Annotated in this window: 11 protein-coding genes and 1 other annotated feature (1 of these 12 only partly in view); all 11 genes read left to right on the plus strand. The window is 49.1% G+C overall.

Annotation, left to right across the window (positions count from 1 at the left end; all coding sequences use genetic code 11):
• Window positions 1-239 (plus strand) — a binding site (T-box leader) (it extends 34 nt beyond the left edge of the window).
• A 178-nt stretch (window positions 240-417) separates the two neighbouring features.
• Window positions 418-2829 carry a leucine--tRNA ligase gene (gene leuS / locus GPK90_RS05780; protein ID WP_118531955.1) on the plus strand — a complete coding sequence of 804 codons (2412 nt, stop codon included), beginning with the start codon at window positions 418-420 and terminating at the stop codon, window positions 2827-2829.
• A gap of 388 nt (window positions 2830-3217) precedes the next feature.
• Window positions 3218-4813 (plus strand): ABC transporter substrate-binding protein, encoded by a 1596-nt coding sequence (locus GPK90_RS05785; RefSeq protein ID WP_215702481.1) that lies wholly within the window; start codon window positions 3218-3220, stop codon window positions 4811-4813.
• A gap of 286 nt (window positions 4814-5099) precedes the next feature.
• Complete coding sequence (locus GPK90_RS05790; RefSeq protein ID WP_215702482.1) at window positions 5100-5987, plus strand: MurR/RpiR family transcriptional regulator; 888 nt, start codon at window positions 5100-5102, stop codon at window positions 5985-5987.
• A gap of 267 nt (window positions 5988-6254) precedes the next feature.
• Window positions 6255-7847, plus strand: a complete 1593-nt coding sequence (locus GPK90_RS05795; RefSeq protein ID WP_215702483.1) for an ABC transporter substrate-binding protein — start codon at window positions 6255-6257, stop codon at window positions 7845-7847.
• A 203-nt stretch (window positions 7848-8050) separates the two neighbouring features.
• Complete coding sequence (locus tag GPK90_RS05800) at window positions 8051-8983, plus strand: ABC transporter permease (protein WP_117469697.1); 933 nt, start codon at window positions 8051-8053, stop codon at window positions 8981-8983.
• Window positions 8984-8995: 12 nt separating this feature from the next.
• On the plus strand, window positions 8996-9892 hold the full coding sequence (locus GPK90_RS05805) for an ABC transporter permease (RefSeq protein WP_021904909.1): 897 nt from the start codon (window positions 8996-8998) through the stop codon (window positions 9890-9892).
• 13 nt (window positions 9893-9905) lie between these two features.
• Window positions 9906-10910, plus strand: coding sequence for an ABC transporter ATP-binding protein (locus GPK90_RS05810; protein ID WP_118735511.1), 1005 nt, complete (start codon window positions 9906-9908; stop codon window positions 10908-10910).
• Window positions 10910-11866, plus strand: coding sequence for an ABC transporter ATP-binding protein (locus tag GPK90_RS05815; RefSeq protein WP_015554648.1), 957 nt, complete (start codon window positions 10910-10912; stop codon window positions 11864-11866). The genes GPK90_RS05810 and GPK90_RS05815 overlap by 1 nt, the downstream gene beginning before the upstream one ends.
• Window positions 11867-12060: 194 nt before the next feature.
• Window positions 12061-14043, plus strand: a complete 1983-nt coding sequence (locus GPK90_RS05820; protein ID WP_215702484.1) for an alpha/beta hydrolase family protein — start codon at window positions 12061-12063, stop codon at window positions 14041-14043.
• 281 nt (window positions 14044-14324) lie between these two features.
• A complete protein-coding gene (locus GPK90_RS05825) occupies window positions 14325-15164 on the plus strand; it encodes a hypothetical protein (RefSeq protein WP_215702485.1) in 840 nt (279 codons plus the stop codon).
• Window positions 15165-15672: 508 nt separating this feature from the next.
• Window positions 15673-21867 carry a hypothetical protein gene (locus tag GPK90_RS05830; protein WP_215702486.1) on the plus strand — a complete coding sequence of 2065 codons (6195 nt, stop codon included), beginning with the start codon at window positions 15673-15675 and terminating at the stop codon, window positions 21865-21867.
• The last annotated feature ends 17 nt before the right edge of the window (window positions 21868-21884 follow it).

The raw sequence follows: 21884 nt of genomic DNA on the forward strand, positions 1-21884 counted from the left end.
ACGGAGCACAGAGAACTGCCGGCCGGTGCGAGGCAGCATCCAGAAGCTTTCCGAACTCGCCTCGGAGCAGCATGCTGAAAAAGTGGGCGTAAGCAGTGAAAAACGAGGCACTGCCCGTCGGTATTCTTGGTAGGCATTGCCGGTTTCCGCCGTTATCGGAAAAAGAGTGCATACGGGTGAAGACCCAGTATGAAATAGAGTGGTACCGCGTGAGAATGTAAGTCCCCCACGTCTCTATAAAAATGATAGAGATAGAGGGACTTTTTTTATTGCCGGACGTCTTTAAAGGGCGCTCAGGGGCAATGAAACAGAATCAGGATCTTCCTGGATTCTGGTAAATGCAGCGGCGGCGGGCGAAATCCGCGGAGCGTATTTCTGTACCGCCTTCAACGATATGAAATGGAGGAGAAAATCGTCATGGCACAGTACAACCACACCGCCATTGAGAGCAAATGGCGTGAGAACTGGGAAAAGAATCCGATCAATGTCAATGATGGAAAGAAAGAAAAATATTACTGCCTGGATATGTTCCCATATCCGTCTGGCAGCGGACTTCATGTAGGTCACTGGAGAGGTTATGTAATCTCCGATGTATGGAGCCGTTATCAGTTATTAAAGGGCAAATATGTGATCCATCCGATGGGATGGGACGCATTCGGTCTTCCGGCTGAGAACTACGCGATCAAGATGGGCGTTCATCCGGCAATCTCCACAGCGTCCAATATCAAAAATATCAAACGTCAGATCAACCAGATCGCGGCGCTCTATGACTGGGATATGGAAGTAAACACGACAGATCCGTCCTTCTACAAATGGACCCAGTGGATCTTCGTACAGATGTTCAAAAAAGGTCTTGCATACGAGAAGGAATTCCCGATCAACTGGTGCCCGTCCTGTAAGACAGGCCTTGCGAACGAGGAAGTTGTAAACGGCTGCTGCGAGCGCTGCGGTACACCGGTTACAAAGAAGAACCTCCGTCAGTGGATGTTAAAGATCACTGCATATGCAGACCGTCTCTTAAACGACCTCGACAAGCTCGACTGGCCGGAGAAGGTTAAAAAGATGCAGACCGACTGGATCGGCAAATCCTACGGTGCAGAGGTTGAGTTCCCGGTAAAGGGACGCGACGAGAAGATCACTGTCTACACAACAAGACCGGATACGCTTCACGGCGCAACCTTTATGGTACTCTCCCCGGAGCATAAGCTTGCAAAAGAGCTTGCAACGGATGAGACGAGAGAGGCTGTTGAGAAGTACATCTTCGACGCTTCCATGAAGTCCAACGTAGACCGTCTCCAGGGCAAGGAAAAGACAGGCGTCTTCACAGGATCCTATGCGATCAACCCGTTAAACGGCAAGGAAGTTCCGATCTGGCTGTCTGATTATGTTCTCGCTGACTACGGTACCGGAGCGATCATGTGCGTACCGGCACACGACGACCGTGACTTTGAGTTTGCAAAGAAATTTGGTCTCCCGATCATTCAGGTTATCGCCCAGGATGGCAAAGAGATCGAGAATATGACAGAAGCTTACACAGACGCGAAGGGAACCATGATCAATTCCGGTGAGTGGAACGGCATGGAGTCCTCCGTATTAAAGAAAGAAGCTCCGCACATCATCGAGAAGATGGGTATTGGTAAGAAGACTGTGAACTACAAGCTCCGTGACTGGGTATTCTCCCGTCAGCGTTACTGGGGCGAGCCGATCCCGATCGTTCACTGTCCGAAGTGCGGCAATGTTCCGGTTCCGGAAGACCAGCTTCCGTTAAAACTTCCGGAGGTTGAGAGCTATCAGCCGACCGGTACCGGTGAGTCCCCGCTTGCGGCGATCGACTCCTGGGTAAACACCACATGCCCGTGCTGCGGCGCTCCGGCAAAACGTGAGACAAACACAATGCCTCAGTGGGCTGGTTCCTCCTGGTACTTCTTACGTTATGTAGATAACAAGAACGACAAGGAACTTGTATCTAAAGAGAAAGCAGACAAGTACCTTCCGGTAGATATGTATATCGGCGGTGTTGAGCATGCCGTTCTTCACCTTCTGTATTCCAGATTCTACACGAAGTTCTTATACGATATCGGAGTGATCGACTTCGATGAGCCGTTCAAGAAGCTGTTCAACCAGGGTATGATCACCGGCAAGAACGGTATCAAGATGAGTAAGTCCAAAGGAAACGTTGTTTCCCCGGATGATCTTGTAAGAGATTACGGTTGTGATGCGTTAAGAATGTACGAGCTCTTCGTTGGACCGCCGGAGCTGGATGCCGAGTGGGACGACAGAGGAATCGAGGGCGTTGCCAGATTCTTAAATCGTTTCTACAACCTTGTGATGGACAGCAAGGACAAGGATATCAAGGAGACAAAGGAGATGGTGAAGCTCCGCCACAAGCTTGTCTACGATATCGAGACACGTTTCAACCAGTTCAGCCTGAATACCGTAGTATCCGGATTCATGGAGTACTGCAACAAGCTCACAGACGTTGCGAAGAGAGAGGGCGGAATCGACAAGGAGACATTAAAGACATTCGTGATCTTACTGGCTCCGTTCACACCGCATCTTGGCGAGGAACTCTGGAGAGAACTCGGCGGCACGGACAGCGTATTCCATGCAACATGGCCGGAGTGCGATGAGGAAGCAATGAAGGACGATGAGATCGAGGTTGCCGTACAGGTAAATGGTAAGGTAAAAGCGGTCATCATGGTTCCGGCTGACATCGCAAAAGAGGATGCGATCGCTGCAGGTAAAGCTGCGGTAGAAGGAAAGATCACCGGAAACATCGTGAAGGAGATCTATGTTCCGAAGAAGATCGTAAACCTTGTTGTAAAATAAGATGGAGTGACAGAAACTGTCGGATCATCTGAAAAATTCGTGCCAATATAAGTATTTGAAAAAATTCCGGGCGGGATCCTTGCGGTCCCGCCCTTTTTCACTGCCGAAATGTCAGTATTTACTATACATGCCGGAAACCTCCTTTTGTTAATTTTGAACAAATTGTAAACAGATTATGACTATAGAAAGGCTGAAACCAAATAAAACAAACAAATTAAACAAAAAATACGCAGAAAGGAAAACTTTATTGACAAAGATGTTAGAAAATGATATTCTTTAATCATGAAATTCAGAAAAGAGTGTATATATAGGTATAGTAAATATTTACATTCAACGATTACCAACAACACTCTGACGAAACAGAAATAACTTGAAGGAGGGCATGTGAATGAAAAAAAGAACAGCAGCGAGATCGGTGGCAGCCGTTGTCGGAGCAGCAATGGTGCTGACAGCGTGCGGAGGCGGAAACAATGCAGCGGCAACGACCGCGGCAGCAGGCGGCAGTGAGACTCAGGCAACAGCGGAAAGCTCCGGCGGCGGAAATATCACAAAGACAGATATCGTCTTTGCCCAGGCCTCTGACGTCGTGACCCTGGATCCGGCAGGACAGCAGGATACCACTTCCGGTGTACTTATGAAACATGTGTACAGTACCTTGATGGATGTCGATGATGATGGCAACCTTGTTCCGGATCTGGCAGAGAGCTACGAGATGAAGAGTGACACGGAATATACCTTCACCCTGAGACAGGACGCATGCTTCTCTGATGGCACGCCGGTTACAGCGAAGGATGTAAAGTTTACATTTGACCGTGCGAAGGATATGCCGAAGACGAAATCCAATACCTCCAAGATCGAAGAGGTTATCGCAGATGACGATCACCATGTTACCTTCAAGCTGACACAGCCATATGCGGCATTTAAGACCATTGTTACTTCGTCGAACCTTAGTATTGTTTCCGAGGCAGCGGTCACAGCAGCGGGAGAGTCTTACGGTGATGTTGACAATGTTCTCGGATCCGGTGAGTTCACAGTTACCGAGTGGGTTCCGAACGATCACTACACCCTTGCAAGAAACGAAAAATACTGGGGTGAGATGCCGATCGCTACAACGATCACCTGCCGCGTGATCCCGGAGGGAAGCGCCCGCGCCATTGCCCTTGAGGCAGGAGAGGTCGATCTTGTATGGAACGTTGACGCGACAGACTGTGCGAACATCGAGGCAAATCCGGATGTGACGCTGTTGAGCCAGACGTCTTCTTCCATCGAATATCTCGGTATGAATACGACAAAAGAGAAATTCAAGGATGTGAGAGTCAGACAGGCGATCAATTACGCGCTGGATAAACAGACATTTGTTGATACGATCATTGAGGGTCGTGGAACTGTAGCAAACAGCTACATCAACTCGATGATCCCGGGCTGGACCGACGAGGTGGAAGCTTATCCGTATGATCCGGCGAAGGCGAAAGAACTTCTTGCGGAAGCCGGTTATCCGAATGGATTCGAATGCAAGATCTATGTAAACGGCGACGTTCGTACCCGTTCCGCCCAGATCATTCAGGCCCAGCTTGCAGAGGTTGGAATCACGGTTGATATCTCTACCTATGAGTGGGGCGCTCTTCTCGATTCCTTAAATGCAGGTGAGCATGAGATGTTCCTCCTCGGATGGTCGAATTCAAGCTTCGACGCGGATGGAAGTACTTACCAGTTATTCTATTCTGGAAACCATGGAGCAACCGGTAACCGTGCATTCTTAACCGATGACAAAGTCGATGAGCTGATCATCAACGCACAGAAAGAGAGTGATGATTCCAAGCGTATGGAGTTCTATAAAGAGCTTCAGGTATACCTCCACGAGATCTCCCCGTGGTGTCCGTTATACTACAAAAACGACAATGTCGGTGTCCGCGCAGACTTAAAGGGATTCAAGCTTCACAAGGGCGCACAGCACTACCTTGGCAACTGCCACTATGAAGATTGATAATATTTAAAATGTGAAAGACGGGGGCAGACATGAAGGTGTCTGCCCCTTTTCAACGACACGCAACCGTGCGAAGATGCAGATCGCCGCAAGCGGTCACACGGGATGCCCGGAGGTGTAAGGGCACATTCTTTGAAAATTACACAAAAAATACTGGAAATGCATGGATTGTTCGGTTATAATGTCACTATCATGTATAGTACGATGTATAGTGAATTATAACTATTCAGGGAATTCGCTGATAAAATGGGGATAGGGCTGAATAGTAAAACAGGAGGAGATGAGCATGGGAATTCTCGAAGAAGTAAACGCAAGCTATGAAAAACTCAGCCCGGTTCAGAAAAGGATCGCGGATTTTATCTTCAAATATCCGGATCAGGTCTGCTTTTACTCCCTGAAAGAGCTTTCGGAGACACTGGGTGTGACGGAGGTGACCATATTAAGGTTCACGAAGAAGATCGGGGCCCAGAGCTTCGTGGAAATGAAGAACCGTCTGCGGGAACATTTACAGACGAGACTGGTCCATGGGGACGGTTTAAACAGAATCGCGGATCATGTGGGCGGGATCCGGTACGGTGACCACGATAAGGAAGAAATGTTCCGGGAGTTTGTCACGAACGAGAAAAATGTGATCGCGAAGACCTTTGAACAGGTCTCCTTAAAGGATATCCTCTCCGCGGTGGCCATCATCAGGCAGTCCCGGAAGATCTATGTGGTGGGAAGCGAGCTGGTGACAGGGCTCTGTGCCTATACGACGAGAAGACTCCTGACATTGGGACTGGAGGCGCTCGATCTCTCGAATCTGAGCCGGGCTCTCTACAATAACTATCTGGCCCACGCCACGCCGGAGGACTGCGCGATCATCTTTTCCGCACCCGGATACGCGAAACATATCGTGAATACCGCAAGATATCTCGACAAGAAGAAGATCCCGCAGATCGCCATCACGGATCAGAGGACTTCACCGATCGCGTCCTACGGAACGACCGTTTTTACCTGCAATAACCACGACCTGTTCTTTTATAATTCCGTGATGGGATATATGTCTGTGGCGAACGCCCTGATATATTTCTCTGCCATGGATAACCCGGAGGAGACGAATAAACGCCGTGGGCGCCTCTCGGAAGTGAGAAGTGCGATCGGCAGCATCGACTTCGTTAAAGACGGTTTATAGGCAGTGGATCTTCGGACAGTTCAACCTATTAGCTTAATAGGAGTATAGTAAATACAATACAAAAAAGGTCACAGCAATTTGTGAAAATTGCTAAAACAACCCCTTGTAAATTGAATTTTATTGACAAATATGTTCAAAACTGTTATTCTTGGTCTATAAGAACGAACTAAGTACTGCATGACGGGTATAGTGAATACTGACATATGCTACCGTTATGAAGTACGACCGCTGTGGGGAGCGGAAGAAAATAACAGGAGGAATTTGTGAATGAAAAGAAGGGGTATTGCAAGAACAACAGCAATGGCAATGGCAGCAGCTATGATCCTTACAGCCTGCGGAGGAGGGAACGCTGATCAGTCTATAAACGCACCGGCAGGCAGCAGCGCGCAGACAACTACCGATAACGGCGGAAGCGGCGAGATCACAAAGACGGATATCGTTGTGGCTCAGGGTGCAGATGTTGTAACACTGGATCCGGCAGGACAGCAGGATACCACATCCGGAGTACTGATCCATCACGTATACAGCACACTGATGGATATCGACGATGACGGTAACCTTGTTCCTGATCTGGCTGAGAGCTATGAGATGAAGAGTGATACAGAGTATACCTTCAAGCTCCGTGAGGATGCGTGCTTCTCTGACGGAACGCCGGTAACTGCGAAGGATGTAAAGTTTACGTATGACCGTGCGAAGGATATGCCGAAGACAAAGTCCAATACTTCAAAGATCGCAGAGGTTATCGCTGACGATGATTACCACGTAACCTTCAAGCTTACACAGCCATACGCAGCGTTCAAGACAATCGTTACCCAGACAAACTTAAGTATCGTTTCTGAGGCAGCTGTCACAGCAGCAGGCGATGCTTACGGCGATGTGGAGAATGTACTCGGATCCGGTGAGTTCACGGTTACGGAGTGGGTTCCGAACGATCACTACACCCTTACAAAAAACGAAAAATACTGGGGTGAGGAACCGATCGCAACCTCCATTACCGTCCGCGTAATCCCGGAGGGAAGTGCAAGAACGATCGCTCTTGAGGCAGGAGAAGTCGATCTTGTATGGAACGTTGACCCGACAGACTGTGCGAATGTGGAAGCAAACTCCGACGTAGCGCTTCTTTCCCAGCCGTCTTCTTCCATCGAGTATCTCGGAATGAATACAACGAAAGAGAAGTTCTCCGATGAGAGAGTCCGTCAGGCAATCAACTACGCACTGGATAAGCAGACCTTCGTTGATACGATCGTTGAGGGACGTGGAACTGTAGCAAACAGCTATATCAACTCCACGATCCCGGGCTGGTCTGAAGAGGAGGAAGCTTATCCGTATGATCCGGAAAAGGCAAAAGAGCTCCTTGCAGAAGCAGGTTATCCGAATGGATTTGAGTGCAACCTCTATGTAAACGGTGACGTTCGTACACGTTCCGCGCAGATCGTTCAGGCACAGCTCGCTGAAGTTGGAATCACCGTTGATATTTCTACATATGAGTGGGGCGCATTCCTTGATTCCTTAAATGCAGGCGATCATGAGATGTTCATCCTCGGATGGTCCAACACAAGCTTTGACGCAGACGGAAGCACCTACCAGTTATTCTACTCTGAGAACCATGGTGCGACCGGTAACCGTGCATTCTTAACAGATGAGAAGGTCGATGAGCTCATCATCGCTGCTCAGAAGGAAAGCGACGATACCAAGCGTATGGGTCTCTACAAGGAGCTTCAGGATCGTCTCCACGAGATTTCCCCGTGGTGCCCGTTATACTACAAATACGATAATGTTGGTGTCCGCGCAGACTTAAAAGGCTTCAAGCTTCACAAAGGCGCACAGCATTACCTTGGCAACTGCCATTACGAAAAATAATATCTGATCCCCAAAAGGACAGAGTCCATGCAAAAACAGGGTACGGGTCACGAAAAGGGATCCGTACCTCTTTCCAGAATCCGGTGAAAGCCCGGAAAACATTCCAGAAACCCTGAGACAAGGATCCGGAACTTCGGCCCCGACAGACGGGTTTCGGAAACACAAAAAAACAGCCGCGGGATGCGGTAGATTGGATGGTGTGCATGAGCAAATATGTGTTAAAGAGACTTGCGATGCTGATCCCGGTACTGATCGGCGTAACCTTTATGGTTTATTTCATCTTAAGCCTTTCACCAGGTGATACAGCAGCGATGATCGCAGGTGAGTCGGCAGACGCAGAGACGATCGAAGCGACAAGAAAAGACCTCGGACTTGACCAGCCGGTTATCGTTCAGTACGGAAAATATATGCTGAACCTTCTTCACGGCGATATGGGTAAATCCTACAAGACAAAACGTGATGTTTTCCCGACGATCATGGCTGCATTCCCGAATACAGCAAAGCTTGCGTTCTGGTCGATCCTGGTAGCAGTAGCGATCGCACTCCCAATCGGTATCATCAGTGCGACGAGGCAGTACAGCGCGATCGATAATGTCGGAATGGTCGCCGCCCTGCTAGGCGTCGCGACCCCGAACTTCTGGCTGGGCTTAATGCTCATCATCGTATTCTCCTTAAACCTTGGATGGCTTCCGTCCGGTGGTATGGGATCCTGGAAGAACTACATCATGCCGGCGATCACACTCGGTACTGGCGATGCGGCGCTGATCTGTCGTATGACACGTTCCTCCATGCTTGAGGTCATCCGTCAGGATTACATCCGTACCGCGAGAGCGAAAGGTGTGCCGGAGAAGATGGTGATCCGGAAACATGCATTAAAGAATGCGCTGATCCCGGTCGTTACCGTTATCGGACTTCAGTTCGGTTCCCTTCTTGGCGGCGCGACTCTTACCGAGACCGTATTTGCATGGCCGGGCGTTGGCCGTCTCCTGGTAGACTCCATCAAGAGTAAAGATGCCCCGTTAGTCCTCGGCGGCGTTATCATGATGACCATTACCTTCAGTATCGTAAACCTTTGCGTGGACATTCTCTACGCTTTCATTGACCCGCGTATCAAAGCGCAGTATAAGAAAAAATAAGGAGGAAAGCGTATGGGAACATCAAAGAATCAGGAAGCGGCATCCGGCGCGACTGTAAAGAAGCGCGGCCAGTTTAAAGAGATCTGGCGCCGTTTGAAAAAGAATAGAATGGCAATGATCGGACTTGGGATCGTCGTTTTCCTCGTGTTGATCTCCATTTTTGCGGATTTCCTGTTCGATTACAATACCGTTGTTATCAAACAGAACACAGCTATCCGTCTCCAGACTCCGAGCGCAGCTCACTGGCTCGGAACAGATGAGTTCGGACGCGATATTCTGGCACGTCTTGTTCACGGATCAAGAGTATCCTTAAGCGTTGGCGTTATAGCCGTATCCATCGCACTTCTGATCGGCGGATCCTTAGGAGCGATCGCAGGCTTCTACGGCGGAAAGATCGATAACGTGATCATGCGTATCATGGATATCTTCCTTGCGGTACCGAGCCTTCTTCTTTCCATCACGATCGTATCCGCACTTGGACCGAGCATCTTCAACTTAATGCTTGCCATCGCGATCTCTTCTGTCCCTGGCTATGCGAGAATCGTCCGGGCTTCCGTCCTTACCGTAAAGGATCAGGAATTTGTAGAGGCGGCGAAATGTATCGGAGCAAACAACTTCGAGATCATTTCCTCCCATATTCTCCCGAACTGTATGGCACCGATCATCGTTCAGGTATCTTTAAAGGTTGCATCCGCGATCCTTTCCACATCCGGTTTAAGCTTCCTGGGCCTCGGCGTAAAGGCTCCGACACCGGAGTGGGGCGCAATGCTTTCCGGCGGACGTGCTTACTTAAGAAACGCTCCGCACCTGACCGTATTCCCGGGTATTGCGATCATCATTACGATCCTTTCCCTGAACCTGTTAGGCGATGGTCTTCGTGATGCGTTAGACCCGAAACTGAAGAAGTAGGGAGGACAAAATATTGGAAGATAACAAAAACTTAATTCTTGATATTAAGGATCTTGTGATCCATTATGAGACCGATGACGGCGTTGTAGAGGCGGTAAACGGCATCGATATCCAGTTAGAGCACGGAAAAACATTAGGACTTGTAGGAGAGACCGGATCCGGAAAGACAACAACCGCTCTTTCAATCCTGCGTCTCGTTCCGGACCCGCCGGGAGTTATTAAAAACGGTTCCATCCTTCTTGACGGAAAAGATATCTTAAATATGCCGCAGAAGGAGCTGGAGGCGATCCGTGGAAATACCGTTTCCATGATCTTCCAGGATCCGATGACATCCTTAAACCCGGTGCTCACCGTCGGCGACCAGATCGCCGAGGTTATCAAGCTCCATGATAAGATCAGTGAGAAAGAGGCTGAACAGAGAGCCGGCGATATGCTGGAAGTGGTAGGTATCCCGAGAGAACGTTTCGGCGAGTATCCGCACCAGTTCTCCGGTGGTATGAAGCAGCGTGTCGTTATCGCTATGGCTCTTGCCTGCAACCCGAAGCTCCTTCTTGCCGATGAGCCGACAACCGCTCTCGATGTGACAATCCAGGCACAGGTTCTCGAGACGATGAAGGATTTAAGAAAGAAATTTGGATCCGCGATGATCATGATCACCCATGATCTGGGAATTATCGCAGAGGTCTGTGATGAGGTCTCCGTTGTATATGCTGGACAGATCGTTGAGCATGGAACTCTGGAAGATATCTTCAACCATACCATGCACCCATACACAGAAGGTCTTTTCGGTTCGCTTCCGAACATTGAGGACCGCAAGGCGAGACTTCAGCCGATTCCGGGCCTGATGCCGGATCCGACAAACCTTCCGAAAGGCTGCCCGTTCTCCCCGAGATGTAAGTACTGCACAGAAGCGTGCAAAAAAGACAGACCGGAAAAGAAGTGGGCGAGCGATACGCATTATGTGCGCTGCGTCCGCTACGAAGAGCCTGGATTTTCCATTGAAAGGAGTGAGCAGTAATGGCAGATACGATCCTTGAAGTAAAACACCTGAAAAAATATTTCAACACTCCAAAGGGACTGCTCCATGCGGTCGATGACGTGAACTTCACTCTGGAACGTGGAAAGACCCTCGGTATCGTAGGTGAGTCTGGATGCGGTAAGTCCACCACAGGACGTTCGATCTTACGTCTCATCGAGCCGACCTCCGGTGAGGTCATTTTCGACGGTGAGGATGTATGTAAAAAGAACAAAAATGAACTCCGTCTCTTAAGACGTGACATGCAGTTGATCTTCCAGGACCCGTACGCGTCCCTTGACCCGAGAAAGACAGTCAGTGAGATCATTGCTGAGCCGTTAAAGCTCCAGAAGCTCATTACAGACCCGAAAGCCCGTATGGACCGTGTGCGTGAGCTGATGCAGGTCGTAGGCCTTGCAGACCGCCTGATCAATACATATCCGCATGAGCTTGACGGTGGACGCCGCCAGCGTATCGGTATCGCGAGAGCGCTTGCGATGAAGCCGAAGCTTATCGTCTGCGACGAGCCGGTTTCTGCCCTTGACGTATCCATTCAGGCACAGATCTTAAACCTGATGCAGGATCTTCAGGAACAGATGGGATTGACCTATATCTTCATCACACACGATCTTTCCGTTGTCAACCACTTTGCGGATGATATCGCGGTTATGTATCTTGGACAGCTCATCGAGAAAGCTCCGTCTGAGCAGCTTTTCGATAAGCCGACTCATCCGTATACACAGGCTCTGCTCTCTGCAATTCCGGTACCAAGCCTGAAAAAGAAGAGAGAGCGTATCATCTTAAAGGGTGAGATCACTTCCCCGATCAACCCGAAGCCAGGTTGCCGTTTTGCTGCCCGCTGTCCGTATGCGACAGACCGCTGCAGAAGCGAGGAACCGGTGCTCCGCGAGATCGAACCGAATCATTTCGTGGCATGCCATCTGACGGAAGGCAAATAAGGAGACATTCGTATGCCCCCGCCGGTATTCTGGCGGGGGTATTTTGTGTAATAGGAAATGCCGACAGAAATGGATGCAGTGGATGCTGTGCAGGGCTGTGAGGGCAGCCTCTTTTGTAAGTATAATAAATTTGACAGGGAAATGATCCTGCGATAAAACTACATATATAAAAAGGAAAGAGAGGACCTGGAACCATGAAACAGATCGATATCAGAGACTTTACAAATTATCATTATCCCACGATCTTTACCCCGGCACCGGATGGAAAGCACGCGGTGATGGCGGTGGTGGATGCCAACGAGAAGGACAACTGCTATGAGTCCTGCTTATGGCTCTATGATATGGAGACAAAGAAAACGTCCAGACTGACAAGCGTAAAGAAAGAGCGCACGTTTATCTGGATGGATTCCGAGACTGTCCTCTTTATTGCGGACCGTGAGAAGACTTATCAGGAAAAAGCGAAGAACGAGGAAGACTGGACCTGCTTCTACACCCTGAACATCCATGGCGGTGAGGCACAGTTCGCGTTCGCTGTTCCGTATAAGGCAGTGAAGATGAAAAAAGCCGGAAAGAAACTTGTCCTCACAGTGAAATATGATTACAACAAGCCGGATCTCTCCCACATGGAAGAGGGCGAGGAGAAGAGAGCTGCTTTAAAGGCGTGGAAGGACGAGAAAGACTATGAAGTCTTCGATGAGCTTCCGTTCTGGGCGAATGGTCAGGGCATTGTAAATAAGAAGAGAACGAGACTTGCAGTCTATGACATGGAGAGCGGTTCCTGTGAGATTGTGACTCCGGATTACGAGAATGTCGAGAGTTCCTGGGTCGAGGGCGATGATACGATCCTCTATGTTTCCAGCCTTTACACGGATAAAAAGGATGTCTACCAGGGATTAAAGCAGTATACGATCTCCACGGGTGAGTTAAAGACTCTTGTAGAGCAAAAGGATATGAGCATCGATTACGCGTGCATCCTCAAGGGAAAAGTAACCTTCTTCGGTTCCTATATGAAAGAATACGGCTTTAATGAGAATGACAAGCTGTATACGGTGGAGAACGGCAGGGTAGAGCTTCTTTCCGACTATGATGACAGCGTCCACAACTCGATCTGCTGCGACTGCAAGTTTGCGGACGGAGCTTCCGCGATCCATGACGACGACAAGATCTACTTTATCGCGACGCTGCGAAAACAGAGCGTGATTCGTACCTTTGACGCTGAGGGTCACATGGAGACGATCGTGGACCGCCAGGGAAGCGTCCACACACTGGCGAAGTCCGGCGATACCATTTACTTTACAGGCATGCGTGATATGGGACTCACTGAGTGTTACGCCTTTGACGGAAAAGAGGAGACGAAGCTCACTTCCTTTAACGACGCGGTGATGGCGGAGAGAAGTGTTTGCCCGGTTGAGGAGTTTACCTTTACATATAAAGATCTGGAGCTGGACGGCTATGTGATCAAACCGGTGAACTTCGACCCGAATAAGACATATCCTGGTATCTTAACGATCCACGGCGGCCCGCGGGCAACCTTTGGACCGACCTTTTTCCACGAGAGTGAGGTATTCGCGAATGCCGGATATTTCGTATTCTTTACGAACCCGCTTGGAAGTGACGGACGCGGAAATGAGTTCGCAGACATCACCGGAAAGCACGGCGGAATCGACTTTGAATGCTGCATGGCACTCACAGATGAGGTATTGAAGCGCTATCCGCAGGTTGACGAGAAGCACCTGGGCGTTATGGGCGGAAGCTACGGCGGATTTATGACAAACTGGGTGATCGGAAACACCACACGATTCGCAGCGGCCTGCTCCCAGAGAAGTATCTCCAACTGGGTATCCAAGTGCATGACCACCGATATTGGCTATTACTTCAATATGGATCAGATCAAGGCAGATCCGTGGAACAGCCCGGAAAAGATGTGGCAGCACTCCCCGTTAAAATACGCTAACATGGCGAAAACCCCGACCCTCTTTATCCAGTCGGACGAAGACTACCGCTGCTGGATGGGCGACGCGATCCAGATGTTCTCCGCGTTAAAATACTTTGGTGTAGAAGCCCGCATGTGCCTCTTCCATGGCGAGAACCACGAACTCTCAAGAAGCGGTAAACCGAAACACAGAATCCGCAGAATGACGGAGATGATGGAGTGGTTTGAGAAGTATTTGAAGTAAGATGGCAGACAACAGAAAAATCAGCAATTTATATTAAAGGAAAGAGGCTGTCCGAAAGGGCAGCCTTTATTATGGAATTTTTGTGGCAAAATTTCGTCAGTGTAGATTTTTCAGTGACAAGCGGTGTAAAGTATGGTACGATACATATAAGCGTGGGTCTGTCTTTACAGATCCCGGAAGGAATTCGATTTTATATCCGGTTTTCGAAAAACGTGATCCCTGTGGGAATGCGAAAGCAGTAAGCTTTGCGGCGGGACCGGATCAGAGAAGGAGATTTTTGCATGCGGAAACGCTTATTTGCGATAGTTCTTGCGCTGACAGCGGCGATCGGGATTTTCGGCGGCACTGCGTCTGGCGCAGTAAGATCTGCGCAAGTCGATACGATCACGATGGACGCAGAGATGCCCGATGATGAGGTAGAGGTAGACCTCGGCTGGAAGACCCAGCAGGATAAAGGACGCTGGATCGATAAGATGGGGATTGGTGACGATGTAAACAGCCTGCTCCTGATCATCAATAATCTGGACACCGAAACAGATACAGTAAAAACAACAAAAGATCGTACCTCCAGCGAGAAGGTTGTCCGCGCGAAGAGAAAACAGCTTCCGGGGAACTCGAGACTTCTCTACCTCTCGAGAACGGATACCGGTTGGCAGGAAAATTTTTCGGTCAACTGCTATGTTTCCGGTGGACAGGATGATGATTCTGAGGTGTATGGTGTTTACCGTCTGGAGAGCACCTTCGGAAGTGAGAATGATCCGGGCAGTCTTGCACCGTACCGGAAACTTACGGAAAATGATTACTGGATCACGGATCCGGAAGCAGACGGTTTCGGCGTGATCGCCGGAAAGAAGCCGGAAGGACTTCTGACAACTCAGTTTGTCAATCTGGAAGCAATGCGTGCTTTTTCCAACTTTGGAATGATATTAAAACCGGAGGAGGGTGCGGAAGGCTATCCGGCTCTGGTTGTAAACTGTCAGCAGTCCGGTGCGAAGAACAGATCTCTCTGCGGGATCCAGCTCGCCCAGTCCTATGTGAGAATGCTGATCCAGTCTATGGATTCCGGGACCAGAATCATGATCGCCGGGGAAGTAGAAGATCTGGAAGATATGGTGAACTAAATAAGAAGAGAAAGATGCCTCATGGATACAGTAACGATATCCGGAGGCATTTTTTGTGTAATAGGAAATTCCGAGGAATTTCCTATTACACAAAAGGCACTAACGCGCCAATGGTGCGCACCCGCGCGAAGATGTAGATTGTCGCAAGCGACCGCGCGAGACAAGAGAATGTGCCAAGGTGTAGTCTATTTTTATGATTGGAAAATTCAAAAAGTTCCCTATGGCACAGAGACATATTATAAAAAGACACATTATAATAGGAAGAGAAGCAGGACAAAATCTGTCGCTACACGGATAACAGCTCTGAAATTTCACTGAACGGAATGGATAAAATCCATCAAACTTTATGTATTTAGTACAGAAATCGACGCGAATAGGCAAAAAACCATAGAAATATAGACATTTTTTTCCAAACATGGTAGCATTATGTATTATGGGATACTTATGAACAGAAGTATGTGAAAAAGCTTACAGATATGTCCCCAGCATAATCAAGAGGTGAGAAAAAATGTCGAAATACGGAAAACTGATTGCGATCGGCGCAACGACGCTGCTTGCCGCCGCAGGAACATTATCAGCCGGGATCTTTATGTCATCAGCGAGAGAATCCTCGATGGCGGCGGATGGCTATGTTCTGTCGTCAGATTGGCAAAGTACGCAAAGCGAGAAAAGTGGGAGCGAAGAAACAGCCCCGGAATCGTACTATTTCTCCGGAGGAACAAAGGTAAGAGGAAAATTCCCGAATGAACTTGTCTTTCACGATGTTGAAGGAACAAAGCGCAGCGTTGGGAAAGAAAGTTTCCTGCACTATGCAGATGGTTCTGCCAGTGCGCTGTCCGATGGCGTCCTTGTAAATCTGGATGATATCAACACAGGACTTGTAAACCACTATGGAGTAGAAAAAAATACCGTTATTGCGGCTTCAAGCGGTGGATTCTCCGTTGAGAACAACGGGAATGAGATCTCCTTCAACAACTTTATCTGGAAGATCGGCGATGACCGCTTTATGCTCTACTCAAACGGCGCGTCCTTACACCTGCCCTCCGGCGAGGAGATAGCAGTTGATGGATGGATAGAGGCAGAATACCCGGAACAGGGAATTATCTGTCTTGCGGATGAGAACCATCAGTATCAGGTCGTTGCGGATGGAACCTATATTACTCTGGGCAATGGAGTCCGCTATGACTTCGGTGACCAGATTATTTCTGATGCCCAGGGAAACAGCCGTATGACATTTCAGGAGATGCTCTTAAACGCAGATGACAATATTCAGGTGCAGTCCGCAGAAGACTGGGTAGCACCGGAATTTAAGTTTGACGTTATCGACGGTCAGTCCGGAGAAGAAGGCGCGGCAGGAGAGACAGGCGCGGCCGGGGAGACCGGTGCGGCTGGTGAGCAGGGTGACGAAGGAAAAGAAGGAAAGATCGGAAACAACGGCGAAGACGGAGAAGACGGTGAAGATGGAAACGAAGGCCAGGACGGCGATGAAGGAAGCAGCGGAGATGATGGCTCCGATGGCGGAAGCGGTTCCAACGGTCAGAGCGGTTCCAACGGATCCGGTGGAAAAAAGGGTACGAACGGAAGCTTAAACAATCCGGAGACCCAGGCACAGGCCTCCTTCCAGATCACGGAATTCACGCTGACAGCTGGTACTCTTGATGCAACCTTCACTGTAACCGATGAGGACGATGTCTTAAACGGTCAGGAAGGCAGCGTTTACATTTACGATAAGAACGGCCAGCCGGTCGAGCTTGAGGTAAGTGGGGAAGCGGACAACACGAGGATCAACTTCGCGGCAGATGAGACCTACACCGTGACATGTTCCAACTTAAGTCCGGATCAGGAATACCGTCTGGTCGTAAAATCCGGGTATCTGTTAAAGAATATTACGGGAAGCAGGGATTACATCAACCGTACATTCTATACAGACAGTTCGGGATTAAACCTCGATAAGGCGTATGCGAAGGAAGACGGATTCGTTGTAACCCTTGAGAGAATGGATTACTCCGAAGCGACCCAGGCAAGGATCACGATCCTTGATTCCAAGGGAAAAGAGATCATGAGAAAAGAGGTCAGTGCGACCGAGCTTGCAGATCACAGCAATCTCGTAACACTCGACACGGCTTCTGACTTTACAGCCTTAAACGGCGGAAATAATACTCTTACGAGTGATAAGACTTACAGTGTAAAACTTGAGTCCTATGTGGGCGGAGTCTGGAAGACGAGCGGTACTACCCAGACATGGAAGACCTTAAAGAAGACTCCGAAATTTGACGGAAAACCGGCCGGCTACGCAAACAGCCAGACCTACTTTGATCTCTCTGTAAAAGTACAGGATGAGGATGAGGCAGTTACCGGTTATACCTGGGAGATCCTGGATCCGGAGAACAGGGGGGCACTGATCGAAACCCTGACTTCCACGAAGCCGAATACCTCCCTCTATATCGGACCGACAAAAGATGGAAATAACAAGATCGAAAAAGGTCACCAGTACATTGTGCGCGTCACAATGAATTATTACGATAACGAAAAGAATGTTGAAGTTACGAGTGATCCGTCCGACGGATTCATGATGACTTCCAAGGGTGAGGTTTCCCTTTACTATACCTGGAATGAGAATATCGCAGACCTCGATAAGAACACAACTCTCAACGGTGTTCTTACCATCGACCCGAAGGAGTACGGAACGATCTTTTCATCAGAGACCCATCCGCTGGAGATCATGATCGAGAGCAGCGGAAACTACACTTCAACGATGAAGATCAATTTAAACTCCAAGGACTCCAACTACTCAGATGGTGAAGGAAAATACAACATTCCGATCCTCCAGTACGGATTAAAGACAAAGTCCAGCTACCGTATCTCCGCATGGGGCTACGTTGAGGATCCGGTGACAAAGAATTTCACGAGGACATATCTCGGTGACTGCGTTGTAAGTACAGGCGAGCACAGCCCGATCTCCGTGAACGTTGTTCCGGACTCCTCTGTGAACGTCGGTGTATCGGTCTACTTCGGTAAAGATACCGATACAGAAGACACTGCAAATCTTTCAACGAAATCGGTCAAGATGGTCCGTGCTGCGATCTATACAGGTGCCAACACCTCCGGAACTCCGCTGGGAGCCGGTCCGGTTGACGTCTATATCGACAACACGAACAACAGCAAACCGTATACGGGTGATTTCGTCAGCAAGTACTGGGGCGAAAACGGACGTCAGGACGCATTAAAGATCAGCGCCCAGACCTTCGGCCTTTCCTCCGCAGAGCTGACAGCATCCAAGTATACGATCGCGATCCTCGGTGTTTACGACTATACATATAACTACTCCTACCTGGCAGATTCTGCCCAGAACCTGTCAAATTATGAGAACCAGCTTCCGTTCGAGACGGGAAGTACCACTTACTACTCCGTAAGCTACGATGAGAAGGTTCCGGATTTCCCGAGCCCGCTGACTTCCGGTGTGACTGTGACTCCCATCACGAACGCGAAGGCAAACTCCTATCTGCAGGGAACGACAAAAGATAACCTTGCGGACGACACGATCGTCGGATATAACCTCCGCGCGAACTACAACAACGAAGGCGGACTTGCGAACTCTGTCACTTACTATGTAATGACGGAGAAGGATATTCTCGGATATGAGAACGATTCCGATACAGATAAGGGAAATGATCCGACCGAGTGGACAGACTGGGGCAAGGATAACTCCCCGAAACTGAAATTTACGCTTCCGGTCAATGCGAATGACCGTTCGCTCCCGTCGATCAATATCTTCTTTATGGATCCGGTAAACGGCGTGACGAGCACGATGGATTCCGTGTGGAACACCTGGGGACTCCGGATGAGCGAGGAGGAGAAGGTCGGCAACACGAACGGCGGAGCTGCTTCATACTTCAATAGTCCGTCGAACGGTACCGTCTCGATCTTTGCGGGACCAAACTCAAACGTCACGAGAGGATGGCACTATGTATTTGCATACAAGGCGAGACTGACCTTCCGAAACAACTCCAACTATATCTTCCCGAACAATGTGACAGGAAGCTTCAGTAAGGGCACCCTGCTCTCATCGGGAGTTGTCGACACACCGAAGCAGTCTCCGGACGTAAAGATGTATATCGAAAAGATCGAGAAGGGCGGAGTGCAGTGGAAATACCACTACGACGATGTGGATGAATCATCCATGCTCGCACAGACGGCTATTACGGACGATACCACACTCGGCGAAGTATTTCTCGGTGCGAAGAGAATTTCACCGACAACAAATGGACTTTCTTATATCGGAACAGATGGCGATTACGGGATCATGAAGATGGCGATGGGAGATGCCACACAGGCCTACACCATCAAGATGAATCAGGTCCTCTATAATGAGAAAGATGTCATGGAGAACGGCAGCCAACCGACCTCCGCAACCCTGTCGCTGGCGTCCCATATGTATACGCCGCCGATGGAACCTTCCGATATAAAGAACAACCTTGCTATCCGTGTGTCATATGCAAACAATTCCAATACGGTGCGCTTTGAGTTTATCGTAAAGAATAATGCGATCGATCTGAACCGTGTCAGCCGCGTAACCGTGACAGGAACACCGGAAGGCGGAACTTCGTATACCTCTTACTATGCTGGTTTTACCGGAACGACAGACGGAGGAAACCAGTATGTGGGTTATGATCTCTCCCTCTTAAAAGGAATTACGAGCGGAAAGAAGGTAACCTTTACAGTAAACCTTCAGTATGATTCCGGCTTCGGAGGTCAGTACTATCTGACGAATGCACCGGCCAATGAAAACAGCGCGGAAGGCACGACCGGAAATTATATCGTGGAGTCCCTTGACAACGGTGAGAGCAGCCAGTATATGGAGTGGTACTATACGATCAACGCAAACGGCAATCTTGTCCGCAAGGATCCGTACCTTCGGTCTACTCCGTGGATGGCAGTGTATACAGTCAACGATGTGACGAAGATTGACAGTCTCTGGCCGGAGGATGCGAAGAAGAACAAAAAGGATGGAGATATTCTTCTGAAGTTCAAGAATAGATCGAATATCTTCCCGTCCTCCTATACGGATGAACAGAAGGAGGAGGAATTCAATAAACAGGTCCTCCAGCTCCGTCTCGGAACTTCCGGTTACAAGGAAGTCGGCGGAACACTCCAGCCGCTTCTCAAGGTGGAGAAAAAACTCATGTTCGACAAGGATGCGGATGCAAACCAGATGTCTGTGAACGTTGGAACCTTAAGTCCGACGATCAATGATGTTATGAGAACGACAGCGCTTACAACCTGCCGCCTCCAGTTCCGTACCAACAGCCGTGATCTTCTGGCGGAAGAAGAGGACGGAAAGAGATATATCGTGGTCCGCGTCTACAGACGAGGTGAGACGACAGGAGATCCGGTCTTTGAGGAAAAGATCCCGATCGAGGGAGATCAGGCTGCGTACTATACAAGCCAGATCACCGGTCTCAGCCAGAATACCGAGTATGAGATCCACGTTCTTGGAAAGGCAATGGGAAGTGATACCTTAAAGGAGCTTCTTGACAACGACAGGAACAGCGAAGCGATCTACTTTGTCCAGACGATGGACGGAATGGATATCACCGGAATTAAAGCATCGGATATCAACTATGTAAGCTACACAGACAAGAGTGTGAATGTTTCCTACGGTCTTTCCCTGACAGAGGGCTTCGATATCACTTATGAGCTGAAAGAAGTCGTAAATGGTGTTGAACTGCAGCATGTTGTGGCAGGCAATGACGCGATCCTTGCGGCAATGGGCTATACAAAGAACAGCGATGGAACATGGATCGACAAGGACGGCCGCGCGAGAAGCTACATGTCTGAGATGACCGAAAAGATCGATCTCTCAAAGAACACACTGATGCAGCCTGGACATCAGTACCGTCTTTATATCCGTGCGAAAGACGCAAATGGTGAGTCCGTGATCGGAAACAGAAATTATTTTGCAACGATCAACTGGGATAAGCTGATCGATCCTGGCTTCTATGTAGAAACGAGACCGGTAAACAACGGACAGGGACTCAGCATCTCGGTTACCCCGCAGGATCCGAACAAGGCATTTGCGGAAGGTAAATATGTGATCGCACTCTACGACAGCGACAACAAGATCGTTGAAAACAATGATCAGATGTGTGTCTGGGAAAAGAATGTCTCGGACGGTATTGTGACCGTTTCCACGACAGATAAGATCAGCAGCCTTGATTCAAACAAAGAATACAAGCTCCACATCTATGCGAGAAAAGATCTGGAGAACAAGGGAACCGAGACGGGACTTACCTGGGGCGAGATCGAAAAGATGTCCGATGCCCAGAAGCAGAGCTTTGCGGCTTACGAGTCTGCAGAGAAGACGATGGATACCTGGGGAGGTCGTTTCGACAGCATCCAGATCAAGAGAAATGCAGGAAACCAGATCCAGATCCTTGTATACAACGGTTATAATCTTGATAACATCAAGATGATCCAGACGACTGTAAACTGGGTTGACAGCCAGGGTACAGCTCATACCGAGAGTAAGACGGTATCAGCAGGAACGACAGGACTGTTTACACAGAAAGGAACAACGTCAACCTATACGACGACAATTCCGATCGAACTTTCGGAGGACGATGTCCAGTATGCGGTAACGATCCAGTTCCTGAAAGAAGATGGTGGTCAGATCTATAAAGATACGATCATATTTACTCCGTAACAGAAGGGGCGACAGAG

This window comes from Clostridium sp. MCC344 (genome assembly GCF_018785365.1).
Classification (GTDB): Bacteria; Bacillota; Clostridia; order Lachnospirales; family Lachnospiraceae; genus Pilosibacter.

Coding starts and splice junctions, on each gene's coding strand:
- GPK90_RS05805 (WP_021904909.1), top strand. CDS start 8,996: ATGGGAACATCAAAGAATCAGGAAGCGGCATCCGGCGCGACTGTAAAG.
- GPK90_RS05795 (WP_215702483.1), top strand. CDS start 6,255: ATGAAAAGAAGGGGTATTGCAAGAACAACAGCAATGGCAATGGCAGCA.
- GPK90_RS05830 (WP_215702486.1), top strand. CDS start 15,673: ATGTCGAAATACGGAAAACTGATTGCGATCGGCGCAACGACGCTGCTT.
- GPK90_RS05800 (WP_117469697.1), top strand. CDS start 8,051: ATGAGCAAATATGTGTTAAAGAGACTTGCGATGCTGATCCCGGTACTG.
- GPK90_RS05825 (WP_215702485.1), top strand. CDS start 14,325: ATGCGGAAACGCTTATTTGCGATAGTTCTTGCGCTGACAGCGGCGATC.
- GPK90_RS05820 (WP_215702484.1), top strand. CDS start 12,061: ATGAAACAGATCGATATCAGAGACTTTACAAATTATCATTATCCCACG.
- leuS (WP_118531955.1), top strand. CDS start 418: ATGGCACAGTACAACCACACCGCCATTGAGAGCAAATGGCGTGAGAAC.
- GPK90_RS05790 (WP_215702482.1), top strand. CDS start 5,100: ATGGGAATTCTCGAAGAAGTAAACGCAAGCTATGAAAAACTCAGCCCG.
- GPK90_RS05815 (WP_015554648.1), top strand. CDS start 10,910: ATGGCAGATACGATCCTTGAAGTAAAACACCTGAAAAAATATTTCAAC.
- GPK90_RS05785 (WP_215702481.1), top strand. CDS start 3,218: ATGAAAAAAAGAACAGCAGCGAGATCGGTGGCAGCCGTTGTCGGAGCA.